12 protein-coding genes are annotated in these 17,634 nt (G+C 39.9%); 8 read left to right on the top strand and 4 right to left on the bottom strand.

Annotated features, from left to right (window positions below; genetic code table 11):
• Positions 1-40: 40 nt before the first annotated feature.
• On the top strand, positions 41-4,870 hold the full coding sequence (locus tag G3T18_RS01120; RefSeq protein WP_224408674.1) for a two-partner secretion domain-containing protein: 4,830 nt from the start codon (positions 41-43) through the stop codon (positions 4,868-4,870).
• A 101-nt stretch (positions 4,871-4,971) separates the two neighbouring features.
• A complete protein-coding gene (locus G3T18_RS01115; RefSeq protein WP_224408673.1) occupies positions 4,972-5,199 on the top strand; it encodes a hypothetical protein in 228 nt (75 codons plus the stop codon).
• Positions 5,200-5,266: 67 nt separating this feature from the next.
• On the opposite strand, the gene G3T18_RS01110 is transcribed toward G3T18_RS01115, so the two are convergent.
• From G3T18_RS01110 to G3T18_RS01100, 3 genes are all read right to left on the bottom strand, one after another.
• On the bottom strand, positions 5,267-5,788 hold the full coding sequence (locus G3T18_RS01110; RefSeq protein WP_224408672.1) for a DUF29 family protein: 522 nt from the start codon (positions 5,786-5,788) through the stop codon (positions 5,267-5,269).
• A gap of 38 nt (positions 5,789-5,826) precedes the next feature.
• The gene (locus G3T18_RS01105; protein ID WP_224408671.1) at positions 5,827-6,348 is read right to left on the bottom strand and encodes a hypothetical protein; all 522 of its coding nucleotides are present in this window, start codon (positions 6,346-6,348) and stop codon (positions 5,827-5,829) included.
• 68 nt (positions 6,349-6,416) lie between these two features.
• Positions 6,417-6,716 (bottom strand): P-II family nitrogen regulator, encoded by a 300-nt coding sequence (locus tag G3T18_RS01100; RefSeq protein WP_224408670.1) that lies wholly within the window; start codon positions 6,714-6,716, stop codon positions 6,417-6,419.
• Positions 6,717-6,784: 68 nt separating this feature from the next.
• On the opposite strand from G3T18_RS01100, the gene recJ reads away from it, so the two are divergent.
• From recJ to G3T18_RS01085, 3 genes are all read left to right on the top strand, one after another.
• Complete coding sequence (recJ, locus tag G3T18_RS01095) at positions 6,785-9,109, top strand: single-stranded-DNA-specific exonuclease RecJ (protein ID WP_224408669.1); 2,325 nt, start codon at positions 6,785-6,787, stop codon at positions 9,107-9,109.
• A gap of 145 nt (positions 9,110-9,254) precedes the next feature.
• Positions 9,255-10,796, top strand: coding sequence for an FAD-dependent monooxygenase (locus tag G3T18_RS01090; RefSeq protein WP_224408668.1), 1,542 nt, complete (start codon positions 9,255-9,257; stop codon positions 10,794-10,796).
• A gap of 67 nt (positions 10,797-10,863) precedes the next feature.
• A complete protein-coding gene (locus tag G3T18_RS01085; RefSeq protein ID WP_224408667.1) occupies positions 10,864-11,697 on the top strand; it encodes a SirB1 family protein in 834 nt (277 codons plus the stop codon).
• A gap of 238 nt (positions 11,698-11,935) precedes the next feature.
• On the opposite strand, the gene G3T18_RS01080 is transcribed toward G3T18_RS01085, so the two are convergent.
• Positions 11,936-12,391, bottom strand: a complete 456-nt coding sequence (locus tag G3T18_RS01080; protein WP_224408666.1) for an SRPBCC family protein — start codon at positions 12,389-12,391, stop codon at positions 11,936-11,938.
• Between the two features lie 335 nt (positions 12,392-12,726).
• Here G3T18_RS01080 and G3T18_RS01075 point away from each other — a divergent pair, with 335 nt between their 5' ends.
• From G3T18_RS01075 to G3T18_RS01065, 3 genes are all read left to right on the top strand, one after another.
• Positions 12,727-14,337 (top strand): mechanosensitive ion channel, encoded by a 1,611-nt coding sequence (locus tag G3T18_RS01075; RefSeq protein ID WP_318013911.1) that lies wholly within the window; start codon positions 12,727-12,729, stop codon positions 14,335-14,337.
• A 293-nt stretch (positions 14,338-14,630) separates the two neighbouring features.
• Positions 14,631-15,443 carry an SPFH domain-containing protein gene (locus tag G3T18_RS01070; RefSeq protein ID WP_224408664.1) on the top strand — a complete coding sequence of 271 codons (813 nt, stop codon included), beginning with the start codon at positions 14,631-14,633 and terminating at the stop codon, positions 15,441-15,443.
• A 183-nt stretch (positions 15,444-15,626) separates the two neighbouring features.
• Entirely contained in the window at positions 15,627-17,474 is a 1,848-nt protein-coding gene (locus G3T18_RS01065; RefSeq protein WP_224408663.1) for an ArnT family glycosyltransferase, read from the top strand.
• Positions 17,475-17,634: the final 160 nt, after the last annotated feature.

Genomic DNA, 17,634 nt, shown 5'->3' with positions numbered 1-17,634 from the left:
TTTCACAAGTTAGAACCAATCCCATTATCTACCTAAAAAAATGAACTTCGTGCGAATTCTTCCAGTAGCTTCGCTAACATTAGCTTTTTCTTTACTTGCCAGCATTAGTGAAACTAGCAAACTCAAAGCACAATTAATTCCCGATGCAACATTAGGCACAGAAAATTCCCGAGTCAATGCAGTTGAAGAATTAAAAGATTTAATTACTGGCGGAGCAACCAGAGGAAGCAATTTATTTCACAGCTTTCTTGAATTTAATATTAGTGAAGGAAGCAGCGTTTATTTTGCTAATCCTGATGGAATTGAAAACATTCTCACTCGCGTAACTGGAAGCAATGCAAGTAATATTTTTGGTGTTTTAGGTGTCGAAGGAACCGCAAATTTATTTTTACTTAATCCCAACGGCATCTTTTTTGGTGAAAATGCTAGCTTAGATATTCGTGGCTCATTTGTGGCTAGCAGCGCGGACGCTATTCAACTAGGAGAAAATGGGATATTTAGCGCTACAAACCCAGAAAATAGCATCTTATTAAACGTGCAACCAAATGCCTTATTTTCTAATAGTTTAACCGTTTTAACCGCCCAACAAAATCAAATCGCTGGAGTTACAGTTAACCCAGGAGAAGTTTTAACTATTGAGGCTGAAAATAGCGAACCAACTAACTCATCGCGTTTGATTCCCGATGATACTTTGGGCACAGAAAATTCCCTAGTAATAACGTCAGAAAATACAAGCAAAAATATTACTGGTGGTTCAACTCGCGGCGCAAATTTATTTCATAGTTTTTCCGAATTTAACGTTGAAGCAGGCGAAAGAATATTATTTGAAAATCCCACAGGAGTTGAGCGCATTTTCTCACGAGTAACCGGAGAAAATTCTTCAGAAATTTTAGGCAGCTTAGGAGTTTTAGGAACAGCAGATTTATTTCTCCTTAATCCAAACGGAATTAACTTTGGTGGAAATGCGAGTTTAAGTGTCTCAGGTTCATTTATCGCCAGCACCGCCGATGCCATTAACTTCGGGACAACAGGCTTATTTAGTGCCACAAATCCCGAAAATAGTAACTTACTTGCCGTAGCGCCAACAGCATTATCTTTTAATCTTTTGGTGGGAGAAGAAAGAGGCAGCATTGTCAATCAATCTATCAATCAACAAACAGGTTTAGTCGTACCCCCACAACAAACTTTAGCCTTAATTGGCGGAGATATTTTCTTTGATGGTGGTATTGCCTTAGTCGCCGAAGGTAGGATTGAATTAGGTAGCGTTGATGATGGTATCGTAGGTATCGAGACAGTAGAAAGAGGATATGCGCTTAATTACGAGCAAATAGAGAACTTTCGCGACATTGAGCTAAATAATTCCGCCCTCGTCGATGTCAGTGGCTTTGGTAGCGGCGAAGTGCAAATACAAGCAAGGCGTTTAGCGTTGACTAACGACTCACGCATCTCTGGTGAAAATCGAGGCACGCGATCGGGTGGTAATATTATTATTAAAGCATCCGAAACAGTAGAATTAATTGATGGTACAATTCGCACAGGTAGCACCGCCGAAGCCACTGCAACTGGTGGCAATGTAACCATTGATACTGAAATTTTTAACGTGATTAATGGCGGAGAAATTAAAGCTTTTACCTCCGGTGCAGGCGATTCTGGTAACTTAACTATTAATGCTACTAATGTAGCAGTAATTAACGGAGACAATCCCGATTTATCAAGCGGTTTATTCGTTGAAGTTCAAGCCCAAGCCACAGGAAATGGTGGCATTTTAACTATTAATACTGAAAATTTAACTGTCCAAAATGGAGCTATAATTTCTTCTTCCACATTAGGTGGAGGAGACGCAGGCGATTTATTAGTAAATGCTAACCAAATCGAATTAATTGGTAATCCTAATAATAACTCATCCAGTAGCGGATTTTATTCTGATGTTTTGCGAGAAGCCACCGGAAATGGTGGTAGTATTACGGTAAACAGTAACCTGCTCAATTTAGTCGATGGAGCCGTAATTTCCGCTTCTAGTTTTAGTGAAGGAAATGCTGGAGCTTTAACAATTAATAGTACAGAAATAAACTTAATCGGAGCGCTTACTAATAATCAGTCTTTGACTGGTTTATTGTCAGACGTAAAACCAGAAGCAAGTGGCGATGGCGGCACTGTTACTATTAATACAGAACGCTTTACCCTTAGCAATGGAGCTAGAATAGGTGCAGGTACTTTTGGCGAAGGTAACGGCGCAAATGTGCTTATTAATGCTACTGAAATAGAAATCATTGGTAATAGTCAATCTCCCACTGGTTTTTTTTCTGATGTACAAACAGAAGCAACCGGAGATGGCGGTAATATTACTATTAATACTGAGCGGCTTTTAATGCTAGATGGAGCAGCAATAGCTGCGGGTACTTTTAGCGAAGGAAAACCAGGGAATGTCTTTATTACTGCCGACAACATCCAAATAATAGATACCAATAGAGAAGATGCTATTACTAGCACCTTAGAATCTCAATCTCGGGCAAACCAAGTAGCAGGTAATTTATCGATCGAAGCTAATAATTTTCTCATTGACGGTAGTATTATTAATGTTTCTAATAATAATGGTTCCGAAGGTTCGATTACTATCCAACTTTCAGAATCTCTAAATTTACTCAACAACTCCGTTATTGCTGCAACTACTACTGATGGAATCGGAGGAAATTTAATTATTGAGACACCAAACATAACTTTAGAAAATAATAGCGTAATTTCTGCGGAAGCTTTTGGCGCAGGTCAAGCAGGTAGTTTAACTATCAACAGTGAAGAAGTATTTGTGCGTCAAAGTTCAAATATTTTTGTTAGTAGTCGGGGAACTGGCGATGCCGGACAATTGCAAATTACAGCTAATAATGTTTTGCTAAATAACGGAAGTATTATTGCCGAAACTAATCAAGGTAGTAACGCAAATATTCAAATAAATTTAACCGAGTCATTAAGTTTAGCAAATAATAGTAATGTGAGTGCATCCGCTTTAGGAAATGGCGAAGCAGGTTCGTTATCTGTAAATACAGATTTAGTTTCTATTAGTGGTAATTCGGGAATATTTGTTAATAGTGCAGGAAGTGGTGATGCGGGACAATTAAGTATTACCGCTAACAACGTTTTTGTAGATAGTGGTAGTATTCGGGCGGAAACAAATTTAGGTGGAAATGGAAATATTATTCTGGATTTAACCGAGAGTTTGAGTTTAGAAAATAATGCGAGTATTTCAGCTTCGACGAGAGCAGGAACTGGGGGAAATTTAATTGTCAATGCCCCTCAAGAAGTAAACTTAGTTAATAATAGTAATTTGACTGCTTCGGCAAGTGGAGATGGTAAAGCAGGGGCGTTAACTGTAAATACAGATGTGCTGGTAATTAATGGGGGAAATTCCGGCGTATTTGTCAATAGTTTAGGTGGTGGTGATGCGGGAGAATTACAAATTACAGCAAGGAATATCTTTCTGAATGATGGGGTTATTGGTGCGGAAACTAATCTAGGTGGAAATGGAAATATTTTCCTAGATTTAAGTGAATCTTTGAGGTTGGATAACGGGGCGACTATTTCGGCTGCTACCAACGAAGGAAATGGCGGTAATTTGATTATCAATGCGCCTCAAGAAGTAAGTTTAAATAATGATAGTATCTTAGAAGCTTCCGCTAGGGGAGATGGGGAGGCAGGTTCGTTAGCTGTAAACACTAATTTGCTGTTAATTAATGGCGAAAATTCGGGAATATTTGTTAATAGTTTAGGTGGTGGGGATGCGGGACAATTAAGTATTACAGCGAGTAATGTTTTTCTTGATAGTGGGAGTATTCGTGCAGAAACAAGTTTGGGTGGAAATGGGAATATTATTCTTGATTTAGCCGAAACTTTGAGGTTAGATAATCAGGCGACGATTTCAGCAGCAACGCAAGAGGGAATTGGCGGCAATTTGACCGTAATTGCACCGCAAGAAATCAGCTTAAATAATAATAGTAATTTGAATGCTTCTGCGACAGTTACAGGTGAAGCGGGTTCGTTGAATATTGAGACAGGAAGATTAGACGTTTTCCAAAATTCTGAGATTGCGGTTAGCTCAACTGAGGGAATTGCTGGTAGTTTAAATATTATCGCTGACGAAATTAATCTTAATCAAGGTACTCTGAGCGCCGAAACTGCTCAGTCAGATCGTGGTAATATTACTCTGACAACTACGAATCTTGAGTTAGAAAATAATAGCGCGATTACAACTAATGCTACCGGAAGTGCGACAGGGGGTAACATTACTAGCGATGCGAAGTTTATTATTGTGCGCGAGAATAGCTCGATCAGTGCTAACGCGATCGCCGGATCTGGTGGTAACATTCAAATTACCGCCGAAGGTGTCTTTTTAGATAACACTAGCGCGATTACTGCTACTTCCGAACGCGGCATCGACGGTACAATCGAAATTAACACTCAAGTAGATCCCACTCAAGGCATAGTAGAACTATCAACCGAAACTATCGATGTAGAATCGTTAGTCGCGAGAGATTTGTGTCGTCTTGAAGATGGGAAAATTGCCGGGGGAAGTTCTTTTATTATCACCGGAAGAGGCGGTTTACCAACCAATCCTACCCAACCTCTGACACCGTTAACAGGTATAATAGAATGGTTTCGTCCCCAAGTCCAAACCGAGTCAAAAACTCCTCCCGTAGTACGTCAGCGAGAAATTGCCACCCAACAAGCTACACCAGTTATTCGTCAAGCCCAAGGTTGGGTAACAATGCCTGACGGTACAATAGTTTTAACCGCCAATGCACCCCAAGTAACACCTCAAGGGGTAGTAATTACTCATCCAAATTGCCAGGCTCAATCAAGTACATCTACTCAAAGGTAGAAAACATATTTAAAAGTCTTTAAGATTTCTGTCAATTTCGATACAGTATACCGAAAATTGTGTAACGCTGAAAGAGAACCAGCGATCGGAGAGCTTAATTTATGAGTACCCAAGAAGAAGCCAGAGAATTAATGGCGAAAAAACATCACCAACAACAACATCAACAAGAATCGATGTTAAATCGTGCTACCGAAGAAGTCCATCAACACGAAACAGCAAACACTGAAGAAGAAGCCAGAGAATTAATGGCGAAAAAACATCACCAACAACAACATCAACAAGAATCGATGTTAAATCGTGCTACCGAAGAAGTTCATCAAAAACGATAACATATTAATCGCAATTTTTCAAGTTTAGCTTAGGTTTCTTAACCTAAGCTCTCCCCTGTATTTGCAATTATCTTATTCCTCCTTGATTCCATTCTTCACCCCCCGGTAATTGAGTTAAATATTCATCAATAATTGGAGGTAATTCCTTTTTTGAATGGAGATAAGTCAAAGCCAATAAATCATGCGCTCTTTGCACAATCGGACTTCTATCTACTAATTCTGTAAGTTGAGCAGGAGTGTAAGCACCACTCCTAACTTCCACACTTGCTGTCCGAATTGCAGCTTCGAGTTCATCTTCAATTTCGGCTTCCCATTCATCACGATTGATATAGTAAGAGCTTTTATTTTCTTTCAAATTTAGCTTTTGAATTTGTCGTAATGAATCGCGAATAGAAGCTGCCCAAGAATTAGTTAAACGTTCTTCAATTTGATTTTTAATTAAATGAATGAGCATCCTATTTAAAAAAGATTCAATTTGCCGAAAAGTTGCTTGTTTGCTCATTCCTTCTAATTCATCAACAATTTCGAGCGCGTCTTCGTAACGCCCTTCAAGAATACTATTTCGTAAGTCGATAAGTTCCTGAGTCATAATTAACAACTAATCTAAATAATCTCTCAATAAATATTCTATCTCTGTTTACTTTCTTTCCAATCTTCACCGCCTGGTAAAGTGGTTAAATATTCATTAACTATTGATGATAGTTCTTTAACAGAATTACTATATGTCAAAGCTAACAAATCTTGAGCTATTTCTCTAACTCGATCTTTATCAACCATATCTGCTAGTTGAAATCGACTATAAGCACCAGCAAATACTTCCACACTTGCGAGATCGATAGCTGCTTCCATTTCATCTTCAATTAACTCCTGCCACTCGTCGGACTTTAAATAATAAGAGGTTTGATTATCTTTCAAGTTTAATTTTTTTATTTGTCTAATTGAATCAGATATCGAAGTTGCCCGAGAATTAGTTAAACGTTTCTCAACATGGTTTTTGATGAGATGCGTCAGCAGTCTAAGTAAAAATGACTGAATATTCCGCAGAATAGCTTGTTTGCTCATTCCCTCTAATTCATCAACCATTTCGAGCGCATCTTCGTAACGCCCTTCAAGAATACTATTTCGTAAGTCGATAAGTTCCTGAGTCATAATTATTCATTGATCATTTTAATTTCAACTACAAAAGTCTACTCGACTTTTGTAGTTTAGCAACTAAATTAATCGATAAAAGAATCTACCTGTTGTCGGTAAGCAATCAAAGCGTATTTTTCCTTGTACTGATGTAACTGTTCGATTAATTTTTCCGACAATTCTAGTGAAACAATTGTCTTCAGTTCGATATTGGTTAAAAAACTAGCAATATCTCCCATCCTTCTGCCGTGACTACCTGCACCTTGGGCTTGAACAACAGTGTAACCCGATATACCTAACTCTTTTAAGAGCTTCGCAAGACGGTCTTGCAATACGCTTTCACAGATAATCGTAACTAAAACGGCTTCTTTGGAGTTTGAGGACATAACAAAACGTTTACAATGACTATATCCAGTATTCCACTTAATCAGCCACAGCCGAAGTTAAGATTGTTATGTTTCAACCGCAACCTCAATGGCAAATTAATCCAGCCCCAGAAGTTCCCCAGTCATTTGTAGAGGGAGTTAAAGGTTATACGAAGGGGACAAATGGACGCTATGCAGCGCAATTATTATGGCAACGGGGAATACAGGATGTGGAAAAATTACCTGGTTTTCTGAATCCAGATTTTTATCAACCTGCGAGTTGTTTTGAGTTTGGCGAGGAGATGAAATGTGCCGTTAACAGGCTCGTCCAAGCCCGTGAAGTAGGTGAAAAAGTAACGATTTGGGGGGACTTTGATGCGGATGGAATTACGGCTACAAGTGTGCTTTGGGAGGGACTGGGGCAATTTTTTGTGCAACATCTCCAGCTAAGTTATTATATTCCCAATCGCTTGACGGAATCTCATGGTTTGAATAAGGAAGGGATTGAGAAATTAGCGGAATTGGGAACTAAATTAATTGTTACTTGCGATACGGGTAGTACCAATTTAGCAGAAATAAATTATGCTCAAAAGTTAGGCATTGAGATTATTGTTACCGATCATCATACTTTACCTCCCGAACGTCCGGCGGTGGTAGCAATTATTAATCCTCGCTATTTGTCCGAAAATCATCCTTTATTTCATCTTTCGGGAGTGGCGGTTGCTTATAAGTTAATTGAAGCACTTTATGAGACTTTACCCGATGTCCCGAAACAGCCTGTAGAAGATTTATTAGATTTAGTAGCGATTGGTTTAATTGCCGATTTAGTGCAATTAAGTGGAGATTGTCGCTACTTAGCGCAAAAAGGAATTCAACAGTTACAAAAGCAAAAAAGCGAACCCACTCGTCCGGGGGTGGCTGCTCTGTTAGAATTGTGTAGAAGAAGTGGCGATCGCCCGACGGATATTTCCTTTGGTTTGGGTCCGCGAATCAATGCTGTGAGTCGCATTCAAGGGGATGCTAGCTTTTGTGTGGAGTTACTTACCAGTCGCGACAATTCTCGCACGCAGCAACTAGCTTTAGAAACCGAATTAGCGAATACCCGTCGGAAAGAATTACAAAAAAATGTTGCTAAAGATGTAAAAAAGCGACTCGAACAAATCGATTTATCGACAACTAGCGTGATTGTTTTAGCAGATCCACAATGGCAAGGTGGCGTGTTAGGATTAGTAGCTGGTCAAGTTGCCCAAGAATACGGTCGTCCAACTATTTTATTAAGTATAGATTCTGAAGGTAAATTTGCTCGTGGTTCGGCGCGTTCTGTTGGTAATATAGACCTCTATGAATTAGTTAATTCTCAAGCGCATTTGTTGGCTCGTTTTGGGGGTCATCCTTTTGCTGCTGGTTTGAGTTTACCAGTAGCAAATTTACCTTTGTTTCAAGAAGCAATCAATCAAGAATTACGGCAAAATTTGGTTGATTTTAACAGTCTTGCGCCCATAGTTGAGGCGGATTTAATTGTGACTGTGGCGGAATTAGGAAAAGAACTTTTCTGGGAATTGAAACTTCTCGAACCTTGCGGAATGGGTAATCCAGCGCCAAGATTATTAATTAAAAATTGCTGGTTTACTAATGTTTGGAATAAAAACACCAGTGATTTTAAGAAAAAAAAGGTGCAATACATTAAGACTAATTTTGAACTTGGGGATGAGACGGTTAAGGAAGGTTTTCCAGGGGTTTGGTGGGGACATTATAAAGATGAATTACCTCAAGAAGAGTTGTGTGATGCGATCGTGGAATTGGATTTTAGCACTTTTGGTAAACCGCATTATGAGGTGAGGTTGTTAGCAGTAAAAAGTTGTGCTGATGCGAGTAAATTTAATAGTAGTTTAGCTGGTAATGAATGGATTTTAGATTGGCGAGGAGAAGGAGAAGATTTAGAGATGCAGGAGATGTTAGAGAAAGTCTTAAAAATGGAAAATTGTCCCGTAGCGTGGGAGGAATTGCAAATTAAGTTTAGAAACGCGATCGCACATTCCCAAAAACTCGCCCTCGCTTATTCTCATCCTCAGTCTACCCCAGCCGAGCAAGTTTGGCAACAGTTAGTGGGAATTGCGAAATATCTCTATCGTACTGGAAAAATGGCGACTGCGGAGCAAATTTGTGTGAAGTTAGGAATTAGTCAGGTGATACTTCAGTTGGGAATAGATGCACTTTCCCAACTCGGTTTTGTTGTCGAGCGAAATGACGATTTTTTTGCTGTGGTTGAGTTGAATTCACCATCTTCAACTGTTAAGCAAGCAATTGATTTATTTATTTCTGCTGTTACAGAAGCGCAATTTCGTCGCGAGTATTTTTATCAGGTTCCTGTTGCTACTCTTGAAGGAATTGTTAAGGGAAGTACGTTGGTTTAAGTTGATTTTTAATCTCGCTAAGTCGCCAAGTGGCTAAGGGGATTTTATTAGTTGAGATTAATTTATTACTTTGGAGGTGTGTTTGGGAGATAAGTTAGTGAAAGATTGGAGAATAAGGAGTAAGTTTTGTCGATCGGAATTAGTGATGAGTTTAACTGAAGAAATTCTTTCTCAACAACCAGGTGATATACTTGCAGGTTTGCGTAAGGCTGACCAATTTTGGCGGGCTTTGCGAGAGGGTGATTTACAAATTCCGAATGTGGTTAAGGAGAATTCGCTAAGTTTAGAAAGTCTAGATTGCGATGTTGTTATTAGTGGCGGTACTTTAGGTATTTTATTAGCGGCGGCTTTGCAAAAGCAAGGTTGGCAAGTTAGTTTAATTGAAAAGGGTGTTTTACGTGGAAGAGATCAAGAGTGGAATATCTCGCGTCAAGAGTTAAAGGTGTTTGTTGAGTTAGGGTTATTAACTGAAGCTGAGTTAGAAAACGCGATCGCAACAGAGTATAATCCAGCTAGAGTGAGTTTTCATGGTGGAAAAGATGTTTGGGTAAGAGATGTTCTCAATATCGGTATCGATCCAGTATATCTTCTTGAAACCCTGAAAGGAAAGTTTCTGGAAGCTGGAGGACAATTGCTCGAAAATACTCCTTTTGACAGTGCTATAGTGCATCCCAATGGTGTGGTTGTGGAAGCAGGAAATAAAACTATTAAAACTCGCTTACTTATTGATGCAATGGGTAACTTTTCTCCAATTGCTCAACAAGCTAGACAAGGTGAAAAACCGGAAGGAGTTTGTTTGGTTGTGGGGAGTTGCGCGCAAGGATATCCTGAGAATAAAATAGGCGATTTAATTGTTTCTTTTACACCAATTCAAAACCAATGTCAATATTTTTGGGAAGCATTTCCGGCGCGAGATGGACGCACAACTTATTTATTTACTTATCTTGATGCAGATTTAAATCGCCCTAGTTTAGAATTTTTCATGGAAGAGTATTTGCGCTTGTTACCAGAATATCAAAAAGTCGAACTTTCGCAACTAAAATTCGAGCGATTTCTCTTTGGTTTCTTTCCTTCTTATCGTCAAAGTCCTTTACGTTTTTCCTTTAACAGAATTTTACCAGTTGGCGATAGTAGCGGCGGACAATCTCCGGTTAGTTTTGGTGGTTTTGGTGCAATGGTAAGACATCTTCAACGCTTAACTAATGGTATCGATGAGGCTTTGAAAATTGAGGCTTTAAATAAAGACGAACTTGCTTTGCTACAACCTTATCAACCGAATATTTCTGTAACTTGGTTATTTCAACGTACCATGAGTGTAAAAATGAATCAAGAATTACCACCAAATCAAATTAACGATCTATTAAATAGTGTATTTGTGGCGATGGAAAATTTGGGTGATGATGTCCTCAAACCATTTTTACAAGATGTAGTAAAATTTTCTGGTTTAGCAAAAACTTTACCAAGGGTAAAACCAAGTTTGGTATTACCAATTATTCCCCAGGTGGGATTACCAATGTTATTAGATTGGCTGAAACATTATCTTAATTTAGCTGTTTATACTGGTTTATATTCAGTCGGAAAGAATTTTGCACCATTGATGAAAAATTTACCTTTACAGCAACAATATTTTTATCATCGTTGGCTTGATGCGTGGAAATATGGTTCGGGTAAAGATTATCATAGTTAGTGGTTCGGGTGGTAATGTAGAGTCTAAAATTTAGAGAAAGATAGTTTAATTAAATAATGTTTGAATTATGAACTTTTATCTTGGGCGTAAAAATTTCACTCGCGAAATTAGTCAACCGGAATCAGAAATTGATTTAGCCAAAGCTGCATTATATATTGCACAAGAAGAGTATCCGGATCTCGATCCTGAAGAATATCTTAATTCTCTTGACATAATGGCAGAGGAAGTGAGAGAACGTTTACCAGATACGCCTTATCCGATGAAAATTATTCAAACTATCAATAGCTATTTTTATGAGGATTTAGGTTTTCAAGGTAATAACGATGATTATTATAATCCGAAGAATAGCTTTCTTAATGATGTAATTGACAATCGTACTGGTATTCCGATAACATTATCTTTAGTTTATTTAGAAATAGCGAAACGAATTGATTTTCCGATGGTAGGGATTGGAATGCCGGGACATTTTATAATTCGTCCAGAATTTGAAAATGCAGGCATTTTTGTCGATCCATTCGAGGGTGGGGAAATTTTATTTGAGCAAGATTGCGAAGAGAGATTAAGCGAGATTTATCAACAGCCAGTTAAACTGGAACCAATTTTTTTGGAACCTGTAACAAGTAAGCAGTTTATAGCACGAATGTTGACAAATCTCAAGTTTATTTATATTAATCAGCAAGAGTTAGCGAAAGCTTTAGGAATTGTTGAAAGGTTGTTGTTGTTGTTTCCAGAGCATCCGATTGAATTGCGCGATCGCGGTTTACTCAATTATCAACTTAATGGCTATACTAAGGCTGCGGAAGATTTTCAGCAATACCTGGAAATGCTTCCTAATGCTGAAGATGCAGATACAATTCGCGCTTTATTGATTAATATTCGTAGATTGGGGATTGGGTATTAGGGATTGGGGATTGGGGATTGGGTATTAGGGATTGGGGATTGGGGATTGGGGATTGGGGATTGGGGACTGGGGGAAGACAAGGGAGACAAGGAGGAATCAGAGGATAAACTGATAACTGTTTACTGTTCCCTAATCGCTAGTCAATGTTAACTGGTAACTGATAACTGTTTACTGATAACTGTTTACTGCTAACTGTTCCCTGGTCACTGTTTACTGATAACTGAACCCAATCACCAATCTAATCGATTTGATAAATCTCTTCAGCGATGCGTTTCAACCTTCTAAGTTGTGCTTTCATGTCATCTTTAGTCCAATTAGCAGCGAACGTGTTGAAACCCCAATTGATAATGGGATTGGGAATCTCAAATTCAAAGCGATTGAGTAAAGTAGTTCCTTCAGCATTTGGTTGACATTCCCAGCGATCGCGTCCCTGGAAAAACCCTTCAAATTCCCAGACAATTAAACCAGGTTCTCTCTCGACTACTACACTTTTAAGACTCGGTTCGAGCGCGGGAATCTGGATCTTAAAGCGACTGCGACTTCCCACATCCGTACTCCACTTACCTACTGGTTCGCAACGTAAAGCTGGATTTAACCAACGGTGCATCAGTTCGCGATCGACGATACAGCGTTCCACGACCGTAGAACTCGCTTTTATATTAATAGACTGTTCAAAAACTTGACGTGCTGACATAATAACTTTCAGTGGTAGCAAATAGACAAATTTGGCAAATATTGACCTTTTTGGGATAATTACTCACAAAGATAGAGGAAAAAATTAGCCCAATATCCATATTGTTGCTAATATCTCTCGAAAGTAAGATTTTTATTGATGTTTGCATACCACAGATGTAAAAAAAAAGCAAGAAAATTTTAGGGTTAATTTGAGAGAAATTGCGACAAAGAGGGGCAAATATATTGTATTTTGCCCCTAGAGTCGGTAAAAGACTAACTAAAACCGTCAAAGGAAGTTGAGACAGAATGATACATCCATTTAGCTCAATAGTGCCACTCCTGGCGCCAAAAATATTGGCACAGACAGATGGCTTTTCACCTTTTGAGAGTGTGAGGGGAGCGTTGGGCGCAGATATTGGCTCATCGCTACTGAATTTAGTCCAAGCAATCTTAATTTTGATTGTGGGCTGGATTATCGCTCTGATTGCGAAAGCGATCGTCAAAGGATTGCTCAAGAAAACCCAGATTGACAACAAAATTGCTTCTTGGATTACCGGAGGAGGAGAAGGAAGCGAGTCAATCCCGATTGAAGACTGGATCGCGGGAGTAGTTTATTGGTTAATTCTGCTGTTTGCGATCGTTGCCTTTTTGCAAGCATTGGAACTAGACGCAGTTTCCGAGCCTTTAAATGTATTGCTGGGGCAAGTTACCAGTTTCCTGCCTAAACTAGCAGGTGCGGCAATTTTGTTAGGAGTAGCGTGGCTAATCGCAACCCTAGTCAAACTCTTAGTGTCGCGAGGCTTGCGAACATTGCGTCTAGACGAGCGTTTAGGGCAGCAAGTTGGTGAAGGAAGAGAACAAAACCAATATGCTCTCAGTGACACTATAGCCAACGCCTTGTACTGGTTTATCTTCTTACTCTTTTTGCCGCTCATTCTCGACGCATTAGAGTTAGAAGGAACCTTAGCACCAGTACTGGTACTACTCAACGAAATTTTGGCAATGTTACCAAATATTTTGGGAGCATTGTTAATTGTCGCTGCGGGTTGGTTAGTGGCTCAAATAGTGCGTCGCGTCGTTACCAACTTGTTAGCAGCCACCGGAGCAGATCGGATCGGGACAAGATTTGGACTGAGTGGAACTACCCAAAGTCAATCACTTTCTTGGATTATCGGGACGATCGTTTATGTTTTGATCTTGATCCCCGTCGCGGTTGCTGCCCTCAACACCTTAGAAATTGAGGCAATTTCCGCACCTGCGATCGCCATGCTCAACCAAATCTTTAACCTACTGCCGAAGCTATTCGCTGCCGCAGTAGTCTTGATCCTGGCATACATTGCAGGCAAATATATCTACGAGTTACTTACCAATATTCTCACCGGAATTGGTTTCAACAACGTCTATCAATGGATCGGCATACCCGAACCTCGAACTCGCCCGACTCCAACACCAGACTTGGGCGTACCCACACCAGAAACCGGACAACCTACCACTATCCAACCTGGTTCCGAAGTACCTCGGAAAACACCATCGGAATTAGTAGGAATTATCGTTTGGGTGGGGATCGTACTATTTGGAGTCCTAGCCGCAGTTAATATTCTGGAAATAGAAGCATTAACTGTACTGGTAGCTGGTATTGTCGTAATTTCCGGTCAGATTTTAGCTGGATTGATTGTTTTTGCGATCGGCTTGTATTTAGCAAATCTCGCCTTCAATCTGATTGTTAGTTCTGGTAGTCGTCAATCCCGGATTTTGGGACAAGCTGCTCGTATTGCAATTATCGCCTTAGTTACAGCAATGGCACTGCAACAAATGGGTATTGCTGAAAGTATTGTCAATTTAGCTTTTGGCTTACTCTTCGGTGCAGTCGCTGTGGCGATCGCCCTTGCTTTCGGTTTAGGTACTCGCGATATCGCCAACGAACAAGTTCGCGAATGGCTGAGTTCGTTTAAGAGAAACGACTAAACTCGATTGACTCATCCACAAAAACTCCTGGTATCCCTCACCAGGAGTTTTTCAGGTAATTGGGGACTGGGTTCAGTTATCAGTGAACAGTTAGCAGTGAACAGTTAGCAGTGAACAGTTATCAGTGAACAGTTATCAGTGAACAGTTATCAGTGAACAGTTACCAGTTACCAGTTACCAGTCCCCAGTCCCCAATCCCCAATCCCCAATCCCCAATCCCCTCTCCCTCTCAGAGCATAAACGCGCTATCGTAGAGGCACTAAGCTAAAATTTCTCGCTTGCGAGGATCGAGTATGAACTCCTTTCTTTCCCTCTTAATCCCCATTGCTGTAGCCATCGGCTATGCAATTAGTTCCGTAAAAATTATCAACGAGGGAAACGAAGCTTTAGTAGAGCGTGTTGGTAAATTTCATAAAAAACTCAAGCCTGGTCTTAACTATATTGTTCCCATCATTGAGACAGTTGTAGTTCGAGAAACTACTCGCGAACGAGTAATTGATATCCAACCACAAAACGCCATTACTAAAGACAACGTTTCTTTACAAGCAGATGCGGTTGTTTACTGGCGGATTTTTGATTTAGAAAAAGCTTATTACGAAGTAGACGATCTGCAATCAGCGATTAGCAATTTGGTAGTTACGACGCTGCGATCGGAAATTGGTCAAATGCAACTTGAGGAAACTTACTCTTCTCGAAACGAAATTAACCAAAAGTTGTTACATCAGTTAGATGAAGCGACGGATAGCTGGGGAGTGAAAGTAACCAGGGTTGAGGTACAAGAAATTACACCACCGAAAACGATTATTGAGTCACTAGAATTAGAACGGGCGGCTGAAAGTAAAAAGCGTGCTGATATTGCCGAAACTGAAGGTAAGGTTCAATCAATTCAAATGCTTTCCCAGGCTTTAAGGGTAGATCCTGGTAGTCCTGCTTTTCTCCAGTTTCTCATTGCTCAACGTTACGTGGATGCCAATGAGAAGTTAGGTAATAGTCCTAATTCTAAGGTATTGTTTATGGACCCGAAGGCGCTGTCTGAAGCGTTAACTGATTTGATTTCGCCAGAAGATGTTAACGTTGGCGGACATGATGGTAATGGTGCTGGCTGAAACTTATCGGGAATTGGGGATTGGGTTCAGTTAGCAGTGAACAGTTATCAGCGAACAGTTATCAGTTACCAGTTAACAGTTTATCCCCTAATTCCTCCCCCTCTCCCCACTCTTTCCCCAATCCCCTTCAAGAAGCGCTAAATTAGTCAGAGCAGAAAAAAAGTAAGCGCGATCGCATGACGCATGACGACGATTAGACATTTGTGGAAATCTTTTGAGCAGTATCCCCAAGCTATGAGATTATTTTCTCTAGTTTGGCTGTTGTTTTTGAGTTGGTTGGCTTTTTTGTGGCATTTGGGTAATACGGGTTTGGTTGATGAAACTGAACCTTTGTTTGCTGAGGCTGCCCGCCAAATGACGGAAACTGGAGATTGGATTACTCCTTATTTCAATGGCGAAACTCGTTTCGATAAGCCGCCTTTGGTTTATTGGTTGATGGCGATTGGTTATAAACTGATTGGTGTCAATGAGTGGGCGGTGCGGCTTCCTTCGGCGCTAGCAGCGATCGCGTTGATGTTTTTGGCTTTTTACACGCTACGTCGTTTTGGTTTCCCCATTTTTGCTTCCCCAACACAAACGATCGCCCAAAATCAGCGTCAGTTATGGCTTTCTGCTTGGCTTGGTGCTGCTTTTATTGCCCTTAATCCCCAAACGATTGTCTGGGCGCGTACCGGTGTTTCGGATATGCTGCTTAATGGCTGTATGAGCATGGCTTTGTTATGCTTTTTTGTTGGCTATGCGACGCAGGAAAATGTAGCTTCTGATTCCCCAAAATTTCGACGATTACCTAATTTTTGGTATCTCGCTTTCTATGTGCTAATTTCTTTGGCGGTATTAACTAAAGGTCCGGTGGGCTTGGTTTTGCCCGGATTAATTATTCTCAGTTTTCTACTTTATTTGGGTAAGTTTCGCGAAGTTGTTGCTGAGTTAAAACTATTTTGGGGTATTCCTTTATTTTTACTAATTACTGTGCCTTGGTATGTTCTCGTTATCTGGAGAAACGGACAAGATTACATTAATTCTTTCTTTGGCTACCACAATTTTGAACGCTTTACTGGTGTAGTTAACGGACATGATGCACCGTGGTATTTTTACTTTCTAGTGGTGCTAATTGGCTTTATACCTTGGTCAATTTATCTGCCGTTAGCGATCGCGTCTTCTCGTTTTTGGCGACGCTCGATTTGGCGACGACAACCGCGATCGCGCCAATTAGGTTTATTTGCTTTTTTCTGGTTTACCGCTATTTTCGTTTTCTTTACGATCGCCGTAACTAAACTCCCTAGTTATGTGATTCCTTTGCTTCCCGCCGCCGCAATTCTTGTGGCTTTACTTTGGAGCGATTTATTAACACAAAATCAAGAATTTGTCAAGAAAAAAGCTGAACAAAATCATCACAAAAACCGAGGTTTATTAATCAGTGGAATTGTCAACATCGCGATTTTATTAATTCTCGCAGCCGTTTTTCTTTACAGTCCCAATTTGATCGGTTACGATCCCGCAGCTAAAAATTTACCTGAATTATACGCCGAATCAGGCTTACCAATCAAAGCCGCAATTATTTGGACAGCAGTAGCGATCGCGGGTTTAATTTTACTCAGACATAAACAAAATTGGCGTTGGTTGTGGAGTGTAAATTTAATTGGTTTTGTCCTCTTTTTCATTTTTGTACTTACTCCAGTATCTTTTTTAGTCGATCGAGCGCGTCAATTACCATTACGAGAAATGTCCGCAGCGATCGCCGAAATCAAGCAACCAGAAGAAGAATTATTGATGATCGGCTTCAAAAAACCTAGTATTGTTTTTTATAGTCAGCAACCCGTCACCTTTCTTTCCAAAACCGAACGAGCTAAAGAATATTTAGCCGAAACCAGTAGCGATAGTTACCCCTCGGAAAACTTATTAATTCTCACTCAACTTGGCGAAATTAAAGAAACCGATCTTCAACCCGATCGATTGCAAATTTTGGAGACAACAGGTTCTTATCAACTCATTCGCACTACTAGAGAAAATTTTTTGGAGAATGCGGATTAAGGTTTTTAGTTATCAGTTATCACTAATATTTAATTCAAATTCATCAAGTTCATTTTCTACGCAAAATTGTCTAACCTAACCCCCCAAACCCCTTCCCTTGAAGGGAAGGGGGAGGAATTAATCATTGATTTTAACTCTTATTAATTTGAGCAAATTTTCT

The sequence above is a fragment of the Oscillatoria salina IIICB1 genome, assembly GCF_020144665.1.
Taxonomy (GTDB): Bacteria; Cyanobacteriota; Cyanobacteriia; order Cyanobacteriales; family SIO1D9; genus IIICB1.
The sequence above is the reverse complement of the archived record's forward strand: the minus strand, read 5'-3'. Positions and strand labels throughout refer to the sequence as shown.

Coding starts and splice junctions, on each gene's coding strand:
- G3T18_RS01090 (WP_224408668.1), top strand. CDS start 9,255: ATGAGTTTAACTGAAGAAATTCTTTCTCAACAACCAGGTGATATACTT.
- G3T18_RS01110 (WP_224408672.1), bottom strand. CDS start 5,788: ATGACTCAGGAACTTATCGACTTACGAAATAGTATTCTTGAAGGGCGT.
- G3T18_RS01100 (WP_224408670.1), bottom strand. CDS start 6,716: ATGTCCTCAAACTCCAAAGAAGCCGTTTTAGTTACGATTATCTGTGAA.
- G3T18_RS01080 (WP_224408666.1), bottom strand. CDS start 12,391: ATGTCAGCACGTCAAGTTTTTGAACAGTCTATTAATATAAAAGCGAGT.
- G3T18_RS01115 (WP_224408673.1), top strand. CDS start 4,972: ATGAGTACCCAAGAAGAAGCCAGAGAATTAATGGCGAAAAAACATCAC.
- recJ (WP_224408669.1), top strand. CDS start 6,785: ATGTTTCAACCGCAACCTCAATGGCAAATTAATCCAGCCCCAGAAGTT.
- G3T18_RS01070 (WP_224408664.1), top strand. CDS start 14,631: ATGAACTCCTTTCTTTCCCTCTTAATCCCCATTGCTGTAGCCATCGGC.
- G3T18_RS01105 (WP_224408671.1), bottom strand. CDS start 6,348: ATGACTCAGGAACTTATCGACTTACGAAATAGTATTCTTGAAGGGCGT.
- G3T18_RS01065 (WP_224408663.1), top strand. CDS start 15,627: ATGACGACGATTAGACATTTGTGGAAATCTTTTGAGCAGTATCCCCAA.
- G3T18_RS01120 (WP_224408674.1), top strand. CDS start 41: ATGAACTTCGTGCGAATTCTTCCAGTAGCTTCGCTAACATTAGCTTTT.
- G3T18_RS01085 (WP_224408667.1), top strand. CDS start 10,864: ATGAACTTTTATCTTGGGCGTAAAAATTTCACTCGCGAAATTAGTCAA.